Origin of the sequence: Mesorhizobium japonicum MAFF 303099 (genome assembly GCF_000009625.1) — a bacterium.
Classification (GTDB): Bacteria; Pseudomonadota; Alphaproteobacteria; order Rhizobiales; family Rhizobiaceae; genus Mesorhizobium; species Mesorhizobium japonicum.
Genome location: NC_002678.2, coordinates 5,965,286 through 5,982,971 on the forward strand (window position 1 = coordinate 5,965,286; position 17,686 = coordinate 5,982,971).

The window sequence follows — 17,686 nt, forward strand, 5'->3', positions numbered from 1 at the left end:
GCTTAGACTTGTGGAGGGAGGAATATGGCAGAAGTCGTTCTTGAGAATATATGCAAGACATACGGGAACAATTTTCGCGCAATCGACCAATTGAACCTGTCGGTCGAGGACGGCGAGTTTTTGATTCTCGTCGGGCCGTCGGGCTGTGGAAAATCCACCGCGTTGCGGATGATCGCGGGATTGGAGGACATCACCAGCGGTAGTCTTCGGATCGGCGGTACCGACGTCGTCGACATGCCGCCCAAGGACCGCGACATCGCGATGGTCTTCCAGAGCTACGCGCTTTACCCGCATATGACCGTGTCCGAAAACATCGCCTTTTCGATGCGGCTGGCAGGTAAGCCGAAGGCCGAACGCAAGAAGCGCGTCGACGAGATCGCCAAGACCCTTCAACTGACGTCCTTGCTGGACAGCAAACCCGCCAACCTTTCCGGCGGACAGCGTCAAAGGGTTGCCATGGGCCGCGCCATGGTGCGCGAGCCGGCCGCCTTTCTCATGGACGAACCCCTTTCGAATCTGGACGCGAAACTGCGCGTGCAAATGCGCGCCGAAATCACCCGCCTGCAAAAGCAGCTCGGTGTAACGACCATATACGTGACCCACGACCAGACCGAAGCGATGACGATGGGGGACCGGGTCGCCGTGCTGAAGGGCGGTGTGCTGCAGCAGGTCGACACGCCCAAGAGGCTCTACGAATCACCGGTGAACGCCTTCGTTGCCGGCTTTATCGGCTCTCCCTCGATGAACCTTTTCGAAGCGACCCTGACAGGCGGCGAACTGATGTCCGGGGCCTTTGCCATTCGGCTGCAGGATGCGGCCTTCGTGCGCAGGCCGGGTTTGAAGTCGTATGCGGGGCGCAAGGTCGTGTTCGGGATACGACCGGAGGATCTCTATGACAGCAGCCTCGAATCCGGCCGCAAGTATCAGACGATACCGGCAAGGGTGACCTCGATCGAAGAACTCGGGTCGGAACATATCGTCCATCTCAACATCGATGCGGTCCGGGTGGACTCCGGCGACCCCGACGCGGTGCAGGATTTCGGCCTGACGTCGAATGCGGTGGCGAGATTCGAACCGGACAGCACAGTCCGTTCCGGTTCGGACATCCGGTTGGCCCTGGATGATACCAAGCTCCATTTCTTCGATCCCGAGACGCATCTGGCGATCTGAAGAATTGTGGCAGAGCCCGCGGGCGAGGGCGAGGCGCCCGCGAAGTACGCGTAAGAAGACTTCTGAATGAAGCAGACGATCGGCTGCATTGTGCGGTCGATCCCAAAGAAGGAGGAGAAAAAATGACATTTCGGATAAAGCCCGCGATGCTGAAAATAGCCGCGGCAGCATGGTTGCTTGGCGCAACAGCGGCAATGGCGGACACCACGCTGGAATTCACCCAGTGGTGGGAGCCGGAACTGCCCGCAGGCTCTTTGCGGAAAATCATGGACGATTTCGAGGCCGCAAATCCCGGCATCAAGGTGACGCTGGTCAGCGGTCCCTACGCGACCACCCGAGACCAGATCTCGGTTGGCGCTGCAACCGGAACGCTCAGCGACGTCGTCGGTCTCGACGGCGCCTGGGTGAACAATCTGAACGCGCAGGGTGCGCTTGCTGACATGAACCCGATGATGGATGCGAGCAAGTTCGATAAAGCCCAAGTCGCGGACATCATCAAGGTGGACGGCAAGGCGGTGATGTTTCCCGTCGCTTCCTTCGTCTATCCGGTCTTCGTCAATCTGGACCTCGCCGCCCAGGCGGGCGTGACCAAGCTGCCGTCGACCCGTGCGGAGTTTCTCGAAGCCGCCAAGAAGATGACCCATGCCGACAAGAACCAGTATGGCTGGGTGCTGCCCCTGTCACTGCAGACGCCATCCGGCGTCCAGAACGACATGATGTCATGGGTTTGGGCTTCGGGTCAGTCGATGATGGCGAACGGCAAGCCAGCCCTTGAGGGCAAACCGGTGGTGGACATGCTCACCTTCGTCAAATCACTCAACGACGCCGGCACCATCTCGCCCGGCATCGCCACCAAGACCGAGCAGGAAAAGGTCGAGGAATTCGTCAACGACCGCGTCGGGATGATGATCGACTCGCTCGCCCATGTGAACCTCATCCGCAAGCGCAATCCCAAGCTGAACTTCGACCTCATCCCGGTCCCGGTCGTGGAAAACTATACCGGCAAGCGCGGCCTTCCCTATGCCTCCTGGGGCATCGGCATCTCTGCCGCCTCGAAACATCAAGAAGAGGCCTGGAAACTCGTCCAGTATCTGATGAGTGAAAAGGTGAACGCCAAGCTCGTGTCGCTTGCGAACGCCTTCCCGGGCAACGTCAACGCCAAGCCCGATTTCGTGACCTCGGACAAGGCTTTCGCCAAGGCTTTTGAGATATTCAAGACCGGTTATCTCGCCAATGAGTTCACGGGCCTGCCGGTGGCTGAAGACCTGATGACCCAGTTCGACGTGCAGGCCCAGAAGATGCTCGCCGGGGAGCAGTCTCCGGAGCAAGCCGCAACCGCCGCTCAGAAGGGCTGGATGGCGAAATTCTGATCGACCCGTTCCGGTTTGCTATCTTCTGCCGGGTGGCCTGACTTCGGGCCACCCGGCAACAACGGATCGGCAATTTGAGATGGCTCAGTTTCCGAAGTTTACCTTCTCTTGAAGGCGTATCCCAAGGTTGGCACATGACCCGGCAAAAGCGCTCCCACCACAAGCTGAAACGAGCGGTCGCACCCTACCTCTATCTGTCGCCCTCGCTGCTCATAATCGGGCTTCTGATGCTGCTGCCGATGGTGACGGTGATTGCCTACTCGTTCCAGAACAGCGCGGTGCTGCGTCGTGACCCAACCTTTGCCGGACTGAAACACTACCAGGCGATCTTCGACGATCCGGTGTTCTGGGCATCGCTGTGGCACACGCTCTACTTCACTTGCATGAGTGTCATTTTCCACATGACCATCGGCATGGTCTTCGCGCTCATGCTGAACAGCGACCGCATCAATCCGACGCTGCGCAATATTCTGCGCGTGCTCTACATACTGCCCTGGCTGTTCACCGCGGTGATCATCGCGGTGATCTGGCGCCTGCTGCTCGAGCCGAACGGCGTCGTGAACAGCATTCTCATGCAAATCGGCATTATCGGTTCCAAGATCGAATGGTTTTCCTCGCCTGAGACCGCGCTGCACGCCGTCACCTTCGCCAACATCTGGGCGGGTTATCCGCTCTTCATGGTCAGCCTGCTCGCGGGTTTGCAGGGCATTCCCAAGGATTTCTACGAGGCCGCCGACATCGACGGGGCGAAGGCCTACCAGAAGCTGATCTTCATCACCATCCCGCAGCTGATGCCGATCATCATCAGTATCTCGCTGCTCGACTTCATCTGGACCATGCAGGTCTTCCCGTTAATCTGGATAACGACGGGCGGTGGCCCGATTTACTCGACCGAGGTCCTCAGCACCTACACCTACAAGCTGGCGTTTTCGAGCTACAACCTGTCACAGGCCTCGGCGAGCGCTGTGGTCATCTTGTTGATCTCTCTCGGCCTGACGCTGTTCTATATTCGCTATCAAAAGGCTCGGTAGTAACCATGAGGAAAAGGCATACGTCGAAAGACAGGCTGATCACCGTCGCGCTCCATGTAGCGCTAGCAGCGGGACTCTTCTTCGCGGCATTCCCGATCTACTGGATGCTGAGCAGTTCGTTCAAATCGAATACCGAAATCTTTGCCCTGCCGCCAACCATCCTGCCAAAGGCCTTCACGCTGGAAGCGTATGCAGCCATCCTCGGCGACCCGGTAAAGCTGCGCTTCTTCTTCAACAGCTATTTCGTGGCGGGAACGGTAACCGTGCTGACGGTGCTGATCGCCTTGCTGGCGGCCTACGGGTTCAGCCGCTTCAACTTCCGCGGCAAGGGCAGCCTGAACACACTCATTATCAGCACGCAGACGATTCCGCCGATCACACTTTTGATCCCGTTCTTCGGGCTTGTCGTCTCATACGGTATCTTCGATACCTATGTCGCACTGATCCTGACTTACCTGGTGTTCACGTTGCCGTACGCGATCCTGCTGATGACGGGATATCTGAACACCTTGCCCCGCGATCTCGATGAAGCCGTGGCTGTCGATGGCGGCACCAGCTGGACAGCGCTTTGGCGGGTGATCGTCCCGATTTCGCTGCCTGGTATAGTGGCGACGTCGGTCTACACCTTCCTGTTGTGCTGGAACGAATTTCTCTTTGCGCTGACGCTGACGAAGTCAACGTCCATGCGCACCGTCCCGATCGGCATCCAGCTGTTGATGGGGCAGCACGCCTTCGAATGGAACCAGATGATGGCGATGAGCGTGCTCGGCTCGCTCCCGCTCTTGCTGATCTACCTCGTTGCCCAGCGGTACTTCCTCGCCGGGATGACCGCAGGCTCGGTCAAGTAGGATGTCATTCCCACGGCGACGCAGCGTGGCATCAAGTAATAAGCGGTATCAAGGATTGAAAGCATGAACGTGAAGGACCTTAAAGTCGGCTGCCAGACCTTTACCTGGGAAATGCTCGGCGACCGTTTTGCCGGCGGCCCCGACGATCTGTTGAAGGCGATTGCCGACGGCGGCTATTCCGGCATCGAGATCACCGACACCATGATCGGCCGCTACGCCGACCGGCCGTCGGAATTCGCCGCCGCGCTGAAGTCGTCCGGCCTGACGCTGGTCTCCTTTGCCTTCGGCTCGAACAGCGGCTTTACGCTGAAAGAGGAGATCGGCGCCGACCTCGAGGCGGCACAGCGCTGGATCGATTTCGCCGCCGCCTTTCCCGGCGCGCTGGTGTCCATGGGTTCGGCAACCGTGGTGTCCGACGGGCCGCGCGAAGGCAAGTTCGCCATCGCCGCCGAGGTCTACAACAGGGCCGGCGAACTCGGCCGCAAGGCCGGTGTCCAGGTGGCGGTGCATCCGAGTTCGCACCACAACACGCTGCTGTTCGACCGCGCCGACTACGACAGGATCTTCGCCTTGCTCGACCGCGATCTGATCGGCTGGGTGCCGGATACTGGCCATATTTTGCGCGGCCACAAGGACATGGCCGACACACTGCGCACCTATCGCGACCGAATCCGCTACATCCATCTGAAGGACGTCGACGCCAACGGCACCTGGGCGATGCTGGGCAAGGGGGTCTGCGATACCCATGCAGTTATCGAGATTGCCGGCACCGCGCCCCGCTTCAATGGCTGGCTGGTGCTGGAAGAGGAATCCGAAACGGCTGCCGCCGATCCCGCCGGCGCGGTCAAGACCAACCGCCAGACGATGCGCAGCTACGGCGCCTGAAGAAACGAGACGATGATCAAGAAACAAGACAGACGCCTCAGGGTGGGTGTGCTCGGCTGCGGCCCGATCGCGCAGTTCGCGCATCTGGAATCCTGCGTGAAGGCCGGCAATGCCGATCTCTACGCCATCTGCGATGCGGCTCCCGACCTGCTCGCCCGCATGGGCGCCACCTACGAGCCGCGAAAAATGTATGCCGACTATGACGCCATGCTCGCCGATCCTGAGTTGGAGGCGGTGATCGTCGCCACCTCGGACGCCTATCACGTGCCGATGTCGATCAAGGCGCTCGACGCCGGAAAGCACGTGCTGTGTGAAAAGCCGATCGGCACTTCGGTTGAGGAAGGCGAGGCGCTGGCGGCGGCGGTGAGGCGTTCGGGCAAGGTGCTGCAGGTCGGCCACATGAAGCGCTTCGACCCGGCGCTGGAGGCCGCGCGCGACTTCGTCCGTGACGAGATGGGCGAGGTGCTGGCGCTGAAGGCCTGGTATTGCGATTCCACCCATCGCTACACCAACACCGATGCCGTGCAGCCGCTGCCGGTCACCAGCAAGCTGGCGAGGAAACCTTCGGGCAATCCGAAGGCGGACCTCAGGCAATATTTCATGCTGGCGCATGGCTCGCATCTGGTCGACACCGCCCGCTTCCTGTGCGGCGAAATCACTGCCGTGCGCGCCCGTCTCAATGAACGCTTCGGCGCCTATTGCTGGTTCGTCGAAACCGAATTCGCCAGCGGTGCGCTCGGCCATCTCGACCTCACCGTCGCCGTGCGCATGGATTGGCACGAAGGCTTCCAGCTCTATGGCGAGAATGGTTCCGTCATCGCCAAAACCTTCAACCCCTGGTACTTCCGCGCCAGTGAAGTAGATATCTTCCATGAAAAGGATGCGACCTCGCGCAAGCCGCTCGGCGCCGATGGCCATTTCTTCCGCCGCCAGCTTGAGGGTCTTGCCGACACCGTGCTGAACGGCGCGCCGATGCGCGGCGCCAATGTCGAGGACGGCATCGCCTCGATCCGTGCCATGGTCGCCATTGCCCGCTCCGTCGAGACAGGCGAGCGGGTTGAACTCGCCTCGGTTTCGGGTGCGGTCTGATGCGTCTCGGCATCTTCGCCAAGACTTTTCCCGGCACCGACCCGGCCGCCGTGCTGGCTGCGGTGAAGCAGGCGGGATACGAGACGACGCAGTTCAATCTCGCCTGCGCCGGCCTGCCGTCAATGCCGGATGCGTTCCCGGCGGATGCCATCGCATCCATCCGTGCTGCCGCGCAATCATCAGGCGTCTCGCTTGCAGCCCTCTCGGGCACCTACAACATGGCGCATCCCGACAGGGCGGTGCGCGACGATGGTCTTCGCCGCCTTGGCGTCGTCATCAAGACGGCGGCCTCCCTCGGCATCCCGCTGGTCACGCTCTGCACCGGATCGCGCAATATCGCGGATCAATGGGCCTATCATCCCGAAAATGCCACGCCTTCCGCCTGGTGTGACATGGCTACTGAAATGGGCAAGGCCCTGGCGCTGGCCGAGGATGCTGGCATCGATCTCGGCATCGAGCCCGAGCAAGCCAACATCGTCACCTCAGCCGGGGACGCGACACGCCTGATCGCCGACATGCGTTCGAAGCGACTGAAGATCGTGCTCGATCCGGCCAATCTGTTCGAGTACGCCACGCCGGGCGAAGCGCGCGCCATCGTCGCCGCCGCGGTCGGCGAGGCTGCCGGCCACATCGCCATGGCGCATGCCAAGGACCGGCATGGTGATGCCCGCTTCGCCACGGCTGGACAAGGCATCGTCGACTTCCCGGATTTCGTCGCGCGGCTGAAGGCCGTGGGTTTTGGCGGCGCGCTCGTCACGCACGGGCTGTCCGCTGATGAGGCCCCTGAAGTCGCCGCCTTCCTGCGGGGGTTGCTCTGATGAGCGCCGCGCCGACGATCATGCTACGCGACGATGCCGCGCTCCGTGTCTTCGACACGGGGAAGGGCAGGCTATCCGTCGTCTTTCAGCATGGTCTCGGCGGCGACGCCGCCCAGGTGGCGCAGAACTTTCCTGACCAACCATCATACCGCCGTCTCACCGTCGAATGCCGCGCGCAGGGCGGCTCCAGCGCCGGCAGCAAGCGTCCGTTCTCGATCGCCATGTTGGCCGACGATGTGCTGGCCGCCGCTGATGCGGCCGGCCTCGACCGTTTCGTTGCCGGCGGCATTTCGATGGGCGCGGCCATCGCGCTGCGGCTTGCCGCCCGCCATCCGGACCGCGTGCTTGGCCTGGTGCTGGTGCGTCCTGCCTGGGCCTTCGATGCGGCACCGCAGAACATGCGCCCCTACACGGAGGTGGCGGAACTCATTCGCCGGCTTCCGCTGGCGGAGGCCCGCAATGCCTTCGAGTCCTCCGCGACATCGGCCCGCTTTTGCGCGGAAGCGCCGGACAATCTCGCCTCGCTACTCGGCTTCTTCCAGCGCGAAAACGCTGATGTCTTTGCCGAAGTAATGCAGGCGATCGCCAATGATGGTCCTGGCGTGACGCAGGCGGCGGCCGCTCGCCTCGCAATTCCCTCGCTGGTCATCGGCAGTGGCATCGATCTCGTCCATCCCCTGGCGACCGCCCGCGAACTCGCCGAGACCATCCCCAATGCCGCCTTCGTCGAGGTGACGCCGAAAGCGGCCGACAAGGATCGCCACTTCGCCGAAATCCGCGCCGCTATCGGCGGCTTTCTCGACAGACACTTCAACAATCAGGACCAATCATGACTTCAAAGCCCCTGTCAGGCCCGGCGGCAATAGCCGCATTGCCGCGCGATCGCTTGATCGCCGAATTCTCGCTTTGGTCGGCCAATCTCGCCAATTTCGAGAGCGACCTCAGGCGCATCGAACCCCATGTCGATCTGCATCACATCGATGTGGCGGACGGCCACTTCGCCCCGTCCTTCCTGTTCTTCCCCGATCTCGTCGCCCGCATCGCCGGACTGACGGCCAAACCCATCCATGTCCATTTGATGGTCGATGCCGCAATTGTCGAGGCGCAGACGCGCCAGTTCATCGAGGCCGGCGCCGACATGATCAGCGTCCATGCCGAGAACGGCGAGGCTGGATTGCGCGCCGTGCGGCTGGCGCGCGAACTCGGCGCCGAAGCGGGCGTCGTGTTGAGGCTTGAGACGCCGGTCGAGGCAGTGAAGCCTTTCGTCTCCGAGGTCGCCTTCGTCACCCTGCTGGGAACCGCGATCGGCGTGAAGGGCCAGAGCCTGTCGGACAAGGCATGCGACAGGCTGGGCGCTGCCCGTGCCATCTTGCGAGGAGCCGGCCGTGAGGCAGAAGTGGCGCTTGCCGCCGACGGCGGCATCCGCCACGAGACCGTGCCCTTGCTGCGTGCCGCCGGTGCGGAGACCGTCGTTCTCGGTTCGCTCGCCTTCGGCGACAAGGATCTCGCCGGCCGCATCGGCTGGCTGCATGGGCTGAAGGTCGCGGCATGAGCATCGAAGCCGCCCTCGCGATCGATCTTGGCGGCACCGAGCTTCGTGCCGCGCTGGTCGACCGTGACGGCAAGATCCTGGCCTTCGCCGCCGTGCCGACGCAGGCACAGGCCGGGCCCGACGTGGTGATCGGCCAGATCGAGGCGCTGGCCGCGACCGTGCATGCCGAGGCGCCGGGCCTCGCCATTGTCGGCGTCGGCGTCGGCGCGCCGGGGCCGCTCGACCCGCTGGCCGGCATCGCCGTCGGACCGCCGACACTCGCCGGCTGGCAGGATGTACCGCTGGCCGACATCCTCGAGCGCCGCCTCGGCCTGCCGGTGCGGCTGGAGAACGATGCCAATGCGGCCGCCCTCGGCGAATGGCGCTTCGGTGCCGGCCACGGCGCCCGCTCGCTGGTCTTCGTCACGGTTTCCACCGGCATCGGCGGCGGTGTCGTTGCCGACGGGCGCATCCTGCATGGCCGCCGTGGGCTGGCCGCCGAGATCGGCCATATGACCATCACCAACGAGGGCGAGCGCTGCGTGTGCGGCGTCGTCGGCTGCTTCGAGGCCATCGCCTCGGGCACCGCACTTGGCCGTCGCGCCAACGCCGCGACATCGGCCTTTGACGGCTCGACGTTGCGCCGCCTCTCGGCAAATGCCGAGGTCACCGGCCGCCACGTGGTCGAGGCGGCGCGGCTGCAGGACGACCTCGCTTTGGCCCTGCTCGAGGAAGAAGCACGATGGCTTGGCGTCGGTTTCACCAATTTGCTGCACCTCTATTCGCCCGACGTGCTGGTCGTCGGCGGCGGCATCGCCAATGGGCTCGACCTGATGCATCCGGTCATCGAGGCGACCATCCGGCAACGCGCCATGCGCGCCTATCGCGACGTGCCGGTGGTTCAGGCCCAGCTCGGCCGCCACGCCGGGCTGGTCGGCGCCGCCAGCCTTGTCCTGTTCGACGATGGCAGCCTGGCAGCCCGTATGCCTGTCGGTCCAAGCACGTTTCCTGAAGCGAGGAGGGACTTCAACGGCTGAGCTCATGCTCGACGGCCCGCGCATCAACCAGGTCGATCCGTCCGAGCGCGGCCTTGCCTTGGTGTTCCAGTCCTATGCGCTCTATCCGCATATGACGGTGGCGGAAAACATGGGCTTTGCGCCTGCTGGTGGCCGAGCGCGACGCCCGACACCACCCCACAGCTCCATCGCCATGCAGGTCGACCCGTGCCACTGCCATCTCTTCGCTGCCGATGGCAGAGCGCTGGCGCCGCTCGGCAAGATCCGCGCCGCCTGACATCGTCACCCACATGAAAATGGCCGGAGGCATCGCTGCCTCCGGCCATTCGTATCGCTAAACGACCGTGCGAATTACTCGGCGGGAACGATATCCGCCGGCAGGCTGTCGTCGGCCGTGCCGGCCAAAGCCCTGGCGAGCTTGGCCTCATCGAGCTCGCCTTCCCAGCGCGCGACGACCAGCGTGGCGACGGCATTGCCGATGAAGTTGGTCAGCGCCCGGCATTCCGACATGAAGCGGTCGACGCCGAGGATCAGCGCCATGCCGGCGACCGGCACCGAAGGCACCACCGAAAGCGTCGCGGCAAGGGTGATGAAGCCGGCTCCAGTGATGCCGGCGGCACCCTTGGACGAGAGCATCGCCACCAGCAGCAACAGGATCTGGTCGCCCATCGACAGATGGATGTTCGTCGCCTGCGCGATGAACAGCGCGGCAAGCGTCATGTAGATGTTGGTGCCGTCGAGGTTGAAGGAATAGCCGGTCGGGATGACCAGGCCGACCACCGAGCGCTTGGCGCCGGCCTTCTCCATCTTTTCCATCAGCGAGGGCAGGGCGGCTTCCGACGAGGAGGTGCCCAGCACCAAGAGCAGCTCTTCCTTGATGTAGCGCAGCAGCGACAGGATGGAAAAGCCGTTGTAGCGGCAGACTGCGCCCAGGACGACGAACACGAACAGCAGCGACGTCGCGTAGAAGGTGCCGACCAGCATGGCGAGGTTGATGACCGAGCCGATGCCGTATTTGCCGATGGTGAAGGCCATGGCGCCGAACGCACCGATGGGGGCGGCCTTCATCAAGACGCTGACCAGCTTGAACATCGGCGCCATCAGCGCCTGCAGGAAGTTGAGCACTGGTGCACCCTTGTCGCCGACCAGCGCCAGCGCGATGCCGAACAGCACCGAGAAGAACAGCACCTGCAAGATGTCGCCATCGGCGAAGGCGCCGACGATCGTGCCGGGGATGATGTTCATCAGGAATCCGGTGACCGATTGGTCATGCGCCTTGGCAGCATAGGTGTTGACGGTCGAGGCGTCGAGTGTTGCCGGGTCGATGTTGAAGCCGGCGCCGGGTTGTACGACATTGGCGACGACGAGGCCGATGATCAGCGCCAGCGTCGAGAAGGTGAGGAAGTAGAGCATCGCCTTGCCGGCGACGCGGCCGACCTTCTGCAGGTCGCTCATGCCGGCGATGCCGGTCGCCACCGTCAGGAAGATGACGGGGGCGATGATCATTTTGACCAGCTTGATGAAGGCGTCGCCGAGCGGCTTCATGCTCTCGCCGATCGATGGATAGTAGTGGCCGAGCAGGATGCCGACGGTGATCGCCACCAGCACCTGCACGTAGAGTTGGGCATAAAGGGGCTTGCGCTGCGCGGCAGCCGCGCCTGATTGGTCTGCGATGTGCATCGAACTCTCCCTGGCCGGATGGACGGAACCCGCCCTGCGTGACTTCTCCCATCGCGGCGTTCCGGTCGCCCGCCGCTGGCAAGGAGTTTGCAAGCGCTGTGCCAGATCGGGGAAAGCCCGGAATCCAGGGGTTCCAGGCGTCCTTCGGTGGAGGCGTGTGCGGATTTCCGCACAGGAGGCGTTTGCCTGGGCGGAATTTCGCATTAGAGTGACGGCAAGGCCGCGAGAAAAGAAGGAGAGGGCAGACGTCGCAAGCAAGCACCGATAGGCGCGCCGCGGCCGGTGGCGACTTGCTCCGCGAGGCTGTGGCCCGGCTGCGCGATGGCCGCTGGCTTGTTATCGTCATTGCTCTTGCGATCCTGGCGGGCGCGATCGCCATCGCTGGGCGCATCGCCACCGGCCAGGCGACCAATGACCTGCGCGATAGCGCCCTTGCCGCCCTGCCGCTGGCGGCGGGAACCCTGACCGGCGAAATCGAAAAGCAGCGCCTGGTTCCCTTGGTACTGGCCCGCGACGATGCGGTGCGCGGTGCGCTGCGCCGGGCCGGAAAGATGCAGGAAGCCGCCCTCAACGACAAGCTTAAGGCGATCGCCGGCGATGCCTCGGCATCCGCCATCTATGTCATCGATACTGCGGGCATCGCCATATCGGCCAGCAATGCCGGCGAGCCGACCAGCTTTGTCGGCATAGACTATAATTTCCGCCACTATTTCAACGAGGCGATGTCAAAAGGTTCGGCCAGCCAGTATGGCCTCGGCACGATCAGTGGCCGGCCGGGTCTCTACCTTGCCAGCCGCGTCGACGACAATGGCAAGCCGCTGGGCGTAGCGGTGCTGAAGGTCGAGCTTGACGGCGTCGAGGCTAATTGGCGCTCCAGCGGTTTTCTTGTTTTCGTCACCGACGAACGCGGCGTCGTGCTGGCAACCAGCCAGCCCGAATGGCGGTTTCATGCGCTGGCGCCGCTCTCCGCGGAAGACGCCGCAACTGCCCATGAGCAGCTGCAACTGCCGGACGCCGCCTTCGAACCTCTGCCGATACGACGCGGTGCCGGTGATGGCCTGGCGACCATCGACGGCCCCGGCAAGCCGCGCCAGTTTGTCGAGGTGGTGCAGGATCTGTCCGGTGCGGTTCCCGGCTGGCGCCTTTGGCTGCTGACGCCGGCGGATCCCGCTCTCTCGTCCGCCGCCAACACGGCGCGGCTGACGACGCTGCTCGGGCTGCTGCTGACCGGCCTGCTTGCCTACGTATTCACAAGGCGCCGCCGCACACGCCGTCTGCGGCAGGAGGCGCTGGCGCGCATGAATGCCGAGCTGGAAAGCCGGGTTAGCACACGGACAGCCGAACTGACCCGCTCCAACATCGCGCTCGCCGGCGAGATCGCCGAGCGTGAAAATGCCGAAGCCAAGGTCCGCCGGCTGCGCGACGATCTTGCCCAGGCCAACAGGCTCTCCATCCTCGGCCAGATCGCTGCCGGCGTGGCGCATGAGATCAACCAGCCGGTCGCTGCGATCCGCACCTATGCCGAGAATGCCGGCCGCTTCCTCGAAACCGGCAAGACCGAACCGGCGAGCGGCAATCTGACCTCGATCGTCTCGATGACCGAACGCATCGGCGCCATCACCAACACGCTGCGCACCTTCGCGCGCCGGCCCGGTGTCGCCGCGTCGCCACTGCCGGTGCGCGAGGCGATCGACGGCGCGCTATCGCTACTCTCCGGCCGCATTCGCGATTCCGGTGTCACCATCGTCAAGCCGCTCGGTACCGCCTCGCCGATGGTGATGGCAAGCCGCATCCGGCTGGAGCAGATCCTCGTCAACCTGTTGCAGAACGCGCTCGACGCCATGAAGGACCAGCCCGATCCCCGCATCGAGATCGACCTCGCCCAGCGCGACGACCGGGTGTTGATTTCGGTGCGCGACAACGGTCCCGGTCTTGGGCCGGAAGCGGCTGGCAATCTGTTCATGCCGTTCCAGACCACCAAGGAGAAGGGGCTCGGCCTCGGGCTGGTGATCTCGCAGGAGATCGCCCAGGAATTGGGCGGCACGCTCCGGCTCGATCCCGACAGCACCAGAGGCGCGTCCTTCACCATCGATTTGAGGCGAATCGAATGAACGAGGGATCACGGAGGGTGGCGCTCGTCGAGGACGATGCCGACCTGCTGCACGCCACCACGCAATTGCTCGAGCTCGCCGGTTTCACCGTGGTTGCGCGCGAGGCCGCCGAGGCCGCATTTGCCGTCGTCGACAGAGACTTCGACGGCGTGGTTGTCACCGACATCCGCATGCCGGGCATGAACGGCTTGCAGCTGTTCGATCGCATTAAGGCGATCGACCCGGACATACCGGTGATCCTGGTCACCGGGCATGGCGATGTCGATCTGGCTGTCGCCGCGCTCAAGGACGGTGTCTACGACTTCATCCCAAAACCCTATGCCGGAGACCGCCTTGTCGAGGCGCTGAAACGGGCATCGGAGAAGCGGCGGCTGGTGATGGAGAACCGGCGGCTGCGCGAAGCCGCCGCACTAGCTGCCGACGGCCTGCCGCTGATCGGCGAGGCGCCGGCCATCCGGCGGCTGCGCGAAACCTTGCGCCAGATCGCCGACATGGATGTCGACGTGCTGGTGGAAGGCGAGACGGGAACCGGCAAGGAAGTGGTGGCCGACCTCCTGCACCGTTGGGGCCGGCGGCATTCCAAACCCTTCGTGGCGCTGAATTGCGGTGCCTTGCCGGAAACCGTCATTGAAAGCGAGCTGTTCGGCCACGAGGCCGGCGCGTTTACCGGCGCGCAGCGGCGGCGGATCGGCCGCGTCGAACATTCCAGCGGCGGCACGCTGTTCCTCGACGAGATCGAATCCATGCCGCCGGCCCTGCAGGTCAAGCTGCTGCGGGTGCTGGAGACGCGCAGCCTCACGCCGCTTGGCTCGAACGAGATCCGGCGCCTCGATCTGAGGGTCGTGGCGGCGACTAAGGTCGATCTCGGCCGGCCCGATCAGCGCGGCGATTTCCGTGAGGACCTCTATTTCCGCCTCAACGTGGTGACGCTACGGATTCCGCCCCTGCGCGAGCGGCGCGGCGACATTCCGATGCTGTTCGGCCATTTCCTCGGTAAGGCCGCCGAGCGGTTCGGCCGGCCTGTCGCCAAGGTGAATGCCGCGGTGAGCGATCATCTCCAGTCGCATGCCTGGCCGGGCAATGTCCGCGAGCTCGCCCATTTCGCCGATCGCGTCACGCTCGGTCTTGGGCCTGACGACGAGACGAAAGCGGTTCCCCCGCAATCGGAGCCTCCCGCCTCGCTGCCGGAACGCGTGGGCCATTACGAGGCGCAGCTCATTCGTGAGGCGCTGCGCGACCATGGCGGCGATGTGCGCAGCGCCATCGACGCGCTCGGCGTGCCGCGCAAGACTTTTTACGACAAGCTCAAGCGCTACGGCATTGCCGCATCCGAATTCCGCAACGGCGGCGATCCGCACCCTGTTCGAGAGCAGACATAGAAATTGCGCCAAAGGTGTTGCGCTTCGCAACGCTTCAATCCTACCCAGCCAAGCATTCCAGAAAGAGCCATGAACACGACACTCGAAACGACGGCAAACCCCTTGCCGGAAGACCTTGCCTTTCTCGCCGAACGACTGACGGCGTTCAACGACGGCGATGTCGGCGCGTCCGAAAGAAAAGCACTCGCTGTGTTCGTGCGCGACGGGAATGGCGCGGTCGTCGCCGGCATTTCGGGATACACCGCCTGGGGTTGGCTTTACGTGCAATGGCTGTGGGTCGATGAAAGGCTGCGCGGCCAGCAAATGGCCGGCAGAATGCTGGACGCGGCCGAGCAGGAAGCCGTGGCGCGCGGCTGCAACAACGCCTGGATCGACACCTTCAATCCCAACGCCGCCAAGGTCTACCAGCGCCAGGGCTATCAGCCCTTCGGCACGCTGGCCGATTTCCCCGTCGGCCGCAGCCGCATCTTCCTGCAGAAGAAACTGGTTTAACCTGCCAGCTTTCCGCCGCGCATCGGCTGCGGCGCGCCGGTGGTGCTTGGAAAACTGATCGGCATGCCGCGCAGCACGCGCACCGCGAGGAAGGCAAAGCACTCTGCCTCCACCGCGTCGCCGCTCCAGCCGAGGCTTTCCGCCTGCACCACTTCGACTCCGGCACGGCTGGCGAGCATCGCCATCATCGTCGGGTTGTGGCGGCCGCCGCCGCTGACCACCAATTTCTTCGGCCGAGTGGGCAAGAGGTCGAGCGCCTTGCCAACGGCGCCGGCCGTGAAGGCGGTGAGCAGGGCCGCGCCATCCTCGGCATTGAGGCCATCCGCCATGGCGGCGCCGAAATCGAAACGGTCCAGCGATTTGGGATAGGGCTTGGTCAGATAAGGGTGCTGCAGCAGCTTGGCGAGCCGGGCCTCGTCGACTGTTCCCGCACGGCCAAGCGCGCCGTCACGATCCATGTCGCCGAGGCCCTTCGATTTGATGAAATCGTTGAGCGGCGCGTTGGCGGGGCCGGTGTCGAAGGCGACGACATTGTCGGCGCCGTCCCACCAGGTGATGTTGGCGACGCCGCCGAGATTGAGCACGGCCACCTCGCCACTGGCGCCGGCGCTGCGCATCAACGCGGTGTGATAGGCTGCGGCCAGAGGCGCGCCTTGCCCGCCGGCGCGCATGTCGGCCGAGCGGAAATCATAGGCGACCTTCGTGCTCAACAGGGAATGCATCAGCTCGCCGTCACCCAGCTGTCTGGTCTGGCCGAGCCGCCCCACCTGCGGCGCGCGATGCAGCACCGTCTGGCCGTGAAAGCCGACGACGCCGATATCGGCCATCGTCATGCCATAGCCCTCGACCAATTCCTTCACCGCCGCCGACTGGGCACGCGTCAGCGCCTCCTCGGCCTTGCGGAAGATCGCCGGCTCCGGCCCGACAAAATTCCAGGCCCGCGCCGCCGTCAGCGTCTCTTCCAGCAGCGAGCGGATCGATTGGGGATAGGGCATCAGCCGGTAGGTGCCGAAATCGTCGATGCGCTCGCCATCGGTCTTGATCAGCGCGACGTCGATATTGCCGTCAAGCACGGTGCCGGTCATCAGGCCGACGGCCCAGATTGGTTCCATTATTGAACTCCATTCATCAGATCGCCGACCGTCTGCCGCAGCGAGATGATTCCGCTGTCGAAATGACGTGTCGGATGGATCCGGTTGGTGAGCAAGGTCCACACCTTGCCGCTGTCGAAATCGATCCACAGTCCGGTGCCGGTGAAGCCGGTATGGCCGATGGTTCCCGGGCTGCACAAGGCCCCGCCGGACCAGCCGTCGTAAGGGCACTCCCAGCCATGAGTGCGGGTGGCGGACAAGGGCGCGCGCATCAGCGCGATCGAACGTTCGCTCGCACCTGTGCCGGTCAGCAGATTCTGCGCGAAATCCAGCACCGAAGCCGCAGTGCCGAACAGGCCGGCATGACCGGCGCCTTGCAGCGCCGAGCAATTGTCGTCGTGTACCTCGCCGGACAGCACGCGATGACGCCACGTGCAGTCCTCGGTCGCCGCGGCGATATCCGGCGCGGTGGACCAGGCAAAGCCGGCGCCGGGATCCATGTCGCGGATGGTCTTGCCCGACAGCCGCTCGAGGGCAAAGCCGAGCAGGATGAAATTGATGTCGGAATAGACGGGTTCACGGGCCCGCCATTCGCGCTGCAGGATGAAGGCACGCAACAATTCGGGATCGCGTCCGTAAGTGTAGATCGGCTCGACGGCCGGAAACGGCGTCTGATGGGCGAGGCACTGGCGAAACGTCACCTTCCGCTCCCACGCCCATTGATCATACTGGCGAAGGTCGGGCAGAACCGAGATCAGTGGCGCGTCGAGATCGATGACGCCGTCTTCCGCCAGCGCCAGGATGCGCGGCGTGGTGAAGATGACTTTGGTCAGGGACGCCAGGTCGAACCAGGTTTCGACGGTCATTGGCCGCTGCTTCGGCACGAGTTGCGCCGAGCCGATTGCCCTGACGATGCGGTGGCCGTTCTTGTCGGCAATGCCGAGCACGCCGCCGGGAATGCGCTTGTTGGAAACGGCTGTTGCGAGTGGTTGGAAAGCGCTGTCGAAGAGCTGGGCAAGGTCGCTCAATGCCGACCTCCATTGGAGAGGCCGAGATCCTTAGCGCCCCCCTCTGTCCTACCGGACATCTCGCCCACGAGGGGGGAGATCAGCAGCGTTGATGTTCCGCCAACTTTCCAACGTTGGAGATTGGCGAAAGCCGCGACGACATCCGAT

General features: G+C 63.8%; 17 protein-coding genes. 14 read left to right on the forward strand and 3 right to left on the reverse strand.

The window, feature by feature from the left end; all coding sequences use genetic code 11:
• The first annotated feature begins 24 nt into the window (after positions 1-24).
• The 11 genes from MAFF_RS29495 to MAFF_RS41525 all read left to right on the forward strand — a co-directional run bounded on the left by MAFF_RS29495 (position 25) and on the right by MAFF_RS41525 (position 10,035).
• Positions 25-1,170: an ABC transporter ATP-binding protein gene (locus tag MAFF_RS29495; protein WP_010914681.1), complete on the forward strand. Its 1,146-nt coding sequence runs from the start codon at positions 25-27 to the stop codon at positions 1,168-1,170.
• Positions 1,171-1,292: 122 nt separating this feature from the next.
• Positions 1,293-2,540 (forward strand): ABC transporter substrate-binding protein, encoded by a 1,248-nt coding sequence (locus MAFF_RS29500; RefSeq protein WP_010914682.1) that lies wholly within the window; start codon positions 1,293-1,295, stop codon positions 2,538-2,540.
• 134 nt (positions 2,541-2,674) lie between these two features.
• Positions 2,675-3,571: a carbohydrate ABC transporter permease gene (locus MAFF_RS29505; protein WP_010914683.1), complete on the forward strand. Its 897-nt coding sequence runs from the start codon at positions 2,675-2,677 to the stop codon at positions 3,569-3,571.
• Positions 3,572-3,576: 5 nt separating this feature from the next.
• Positions 3,577-4,419, forward strand: a complete 843-nt coding sequence (locus tag MAFF_RS29510) for a carbohydrate ABC transporter permease (RefSeq protein ID WP_010914684.1) — start codon at positions 3,577-3,579, stop codon at positions 4,417-4,419.
• A gap of 63 nt (positions 4,420-4,482) precedes the next feature.
• Positions 4,483-5,304, forward strand: a complete 822-nt coding sequence (locus MAFF_RS29515; RefSeq protein WP_010914685.1) for a sugar phosphate isomerase/epimerase family protein — start codon at positions 4,483-4,485, stop codon at positions 5,302-5,304.
• A gap of 12 nt (positions 5,305-5,316) precedes the next feature.
• Entirely contained in the window at positions 5,317-6,393 is a 1,077-nt protein-coding gene (locus MAFF_RS29520) for a Gfo/Idh/MocA family protein (RefSeq protein WP_010914686.1), read from the forward strand.
• Positions 6,393-7,211 carry a sugar phosphate isomerase/epimerase family protein gene (locus tag MAFF_RS29525; RefSeq protein ID WP_010914687.1) on the forward strand — a complete coding sequence of 273 codons (819 nt, stop codon included), beginning with the start codon at positions 6,393-6,395 and terminating at the stop codon, positions 7,209-7,211. Before MAFF_RS29520 ends, MAFF_RS29525 begins: the two co-directional genes overlap by 1 nt.
• Positions 7,211-8,044, forward strand: a complete 834-nt coding sequence (locus tag MAFF_RS29530) for an alpha/beta fold hydrolase (RefSeq protein WP_010914688.1) — start codon at positions 7,211-7,213, stop codon at positions 8,042-8,044. The genes MAFF_RS29525 and MAFF_RS29530 overlap by 1 nt, the downstream gene beginning before the upstream one ends.
• Positions 8,041-8,763, forward strand: a complete 723-nt coding sequence (locus MAFF_RS29535; RefSeq protein ID WP_010914689.1) for a ribulose-phosphate 3-epimerase — start codon at positions 8,041-8,043, stop codon at positions 8,761-8,763. Before MAFF_RS29530 ends, MAFF_RS29535 begins: the two co-directional genes overlap by 4 nt.
• The gene (locus MAFF_RS29540) at positions 8,760-9,779 is read left to right on the forward strand and encodes an ROK family protein (RefSeq protein WP_010914690.1); all 1,020 of its coding nucleotides are present in this window, start codon (positions 8,760-8,762) and stop codon (positions 9,777-9,779) included. Before MAFF_RS29535 ends, MAFF_RS29540 begins: the two co-directional genes overlap by 4 nt.
• 4 nt (positions 9,780-9,783) lie before the next feature.
• Entirely contained in the window at positions 9,784-10,035 is a 252-nt protein-coding gene (locus MAFF_RS41525; RefSeq protein WP_044549623.1) for a hypothetical protein, read from the forward strand.
• A 74-nt stretch (positions 10,036-10,109) separates the two neighbouring features.
• Here MAFF_RS41525 and MAFF_RS29550 read toward each other — a convergent pair whose 3' ends face one another.
• Positions 10,110-11,438: a dicarboxylate/amino acid:cation symporter gene (locus MAFF_RS29550; protein WP_010914692.1), complete on the reverse strand. Its 1,329-nt coding sequence runs from the start codon at positions 11,436-11,438 to the stop codon at positions 10,110-10,112.
• A 290-nt stretch (positions 11,439-11,728) separates the two neighbouring features.
• Here MAFF_RS29550 and MAFF_RS29555 point away from each other — a divergent pair, with 290 nt between their 5' ends.
• The 3 genes from MAFF_RS29555 to MAFF_RS29565 all read left to right on the forward strand — a co-directional run bounded on the left by MAFF_RS29555 (position 11,729) and on the right by MAFF_RS29565 (position 15,420).
• The gene (locus MAFF_RS29555; protein WP_044549625.1) at positions 11,729-13,549 is read left to right on the forward strand and encodes a sensor histidine kinase; all 1,821 of its coding nucleotides are present in this window, start codon (positions 11,729-11,731) and stop codon (positions 13,547-13,549) included.
• The gene (locus MAFF_RS29560) at positions 13,546-14,928 is read left to right on the forward strand and encodes a sigma-54-dependent transcriptional regulator (protein ID WP_010914694.1); all 1,383 of its coding nucleotides are present in this window, start codon (positions 13,546-13,548) and stop codon (positions 14,926-14,928) included. Before MAFF_RS29555 ends, MAFF_RS29560 begins: the two co-directional genes overlap by 4 nt.
• A 69-nt stretch (positions 14,929-14,997) precedes the next feature.
• Positions 14,998-15,420: a GNAT family N-acetyltransferase gene (locus MAFF_RS29565; RefSeq protein WP_010914695.1), complete on the forward strand. Its 423-nt coding sequence runs from the start codon at positions 14,998-15,000 to the stop codon at positions 15,418-15,420.
• Here the strand turns inward: MAFF_RS29565 and MAFF_RS29570 are convergent.
• Together MAFF_RS29570 and MAFF_RS29575 are read right to left on the reverse strand one after the other, a co-directional pair.
• On the reverse strand, positions 15,417-16,532 hold the full coding sequence (locus MAFF_RS29570) for an anhydro-N-acetylmuramic acid kinase (protein WP_010914696.1): 1,116 nt from the start codon (positions 16,530-16,532) through the stop codon (positions 15,417-15,419). The two genes, MAFF_RS29565 and MAFF_RS29570, sit on opposite strands and share 4 nt — an antisense overlap.
• The gene (locus MAFF_RS29575) at positions 16,532-17,539 is read right to left on the reverse strand and encodes a serine hydrolase domain-containing protein (RefSeq protein WP_044549630.1); all 1,008 of its coding nucleotides are present in this window, start codon (positions 17,537-17,539) and stop codon (positions 16,532-16,534) included. Before MAFF_RS29575 ends, MAFF_RS29570 begins: the two co-directional genes overlap by 1 nt.
• Between the last annotated feature and the right edge of the window lie 147 nt (positions 17,540-17,686).

What these genes read in the sequence shown, in the direction of transcription:
- MAFF_RS29510 (WP_010914684.1), top strand. Translation starts at nt 3,577, where the DNA reads ATGAGGAAAAGGCATACGTCGAAAGACAGGCTGATCACCGTCGCGCTC.
- MAFF_RS29570 (WP_010914696.1), bottom strand. Translation starts at nt 16,532, where the DNA reads ATGGAACCAATCTGGGCCGTCGGCCTGATGACCGGCACCGTGCTTGAC.
- MAFF_RS29565 (WP_010914695.1), top strand. Translation starts at nt 14,998, where the DNA reads ATGAACACGACACTCGAAACGACGGCAAACCCCTTGCCGGAAGACCTT.
- MAFF_RS41525 (WP_044549623.1), top strand. Translation starts at nt 9,784, where the DNA reads ATGCTCGACGGCCCGCGCATCAACCAGGTCGATCCGTCCGAGCGCGGC.
- MAFF_RS29540 (WP_010914690.1), top strand. Translation starts at nt 8,760, where the DNA reads ATGAGCATCGAAGCCGCCCTCGCGATCGATCTTGGCGGCACCGAGCTT.
- MAFF_RS29530 (WP_010914688.1), top strand. Translation starts at nt 7,211, where the DNA reads ATGAGCGCCGCGCCGACGATCATGCTACGCGACGATGCCGCGCTCCGT.
- MAFF_RS29535 (WP_010914689.1), top strand. Translation starts at nt 8,041, where the DNA reads ATGACTTCAAAGCCCCTGTCAGGCCCGGCGGCAATAGCCGCATTGCCG.
- MAFF_RS29550 (WP_010914692.1), bottom strand. Translation starts at nt 11,438, where the DNA reads ATGCACATCGCAGACCAATCAGGCGCGGCTGCCGCGCAGCGCAAGCCC.
- MAFF_RS29505 (WP_010914683.1), top strand. Translation starts at nt 2,675, where the DNA reads ATGACCCGGCAAAAGCGCTCCCACCACAAGCTGAAACGAGCGGTCGCA.
- MAFF_RS29500 (WP_010914682.1), top strand. Translation starts at nt 1,293, where the DNA reads ATGACATTTCGGATAAAGCCCGCGATGCTGAAAATAGCCGCGGCAGCA.
- MAFF_RS29515 (WP_010914685.1), top strand. Translation starts at nt 4,483, where the DNA reads ATGAACGTGAAGGACCTTAAAGTCGGCTGCCAGACCTTTACCTGGGAA.
- MAFF_RS29495 (WP_010914681.1), top strand. Translation starts at nt 25, where the DNA reads ATGGCAGAAGTCGTTCTTGAGAATATATGCAAGACATACGGGAACAAT.
- MAFF_RS29525 (WP_010914687.1), top strand. Translation starts at nt 6,393, where the DNA reads ATGCGTCTCGGCATCTTCGCCAAGACTTTTCCCGGCACCGACCCGGCC.
- MAFF_RS29560 (WP_010914694.1), top strand. Translation starts at nt 13,546, where the DNA reads ATGAACGAGGGATCACGGAGGGTGGCGCTCGTCGAGGACGATGCCGAC.
- MAFF_RS29520 (WP_010914686.1), top strand. Translation starts at nt 5,317, where the DNA reads ATGATCAAGAAACAAGACAGACGCCTCAGGGTGGGTGTGCTCGGCTGC.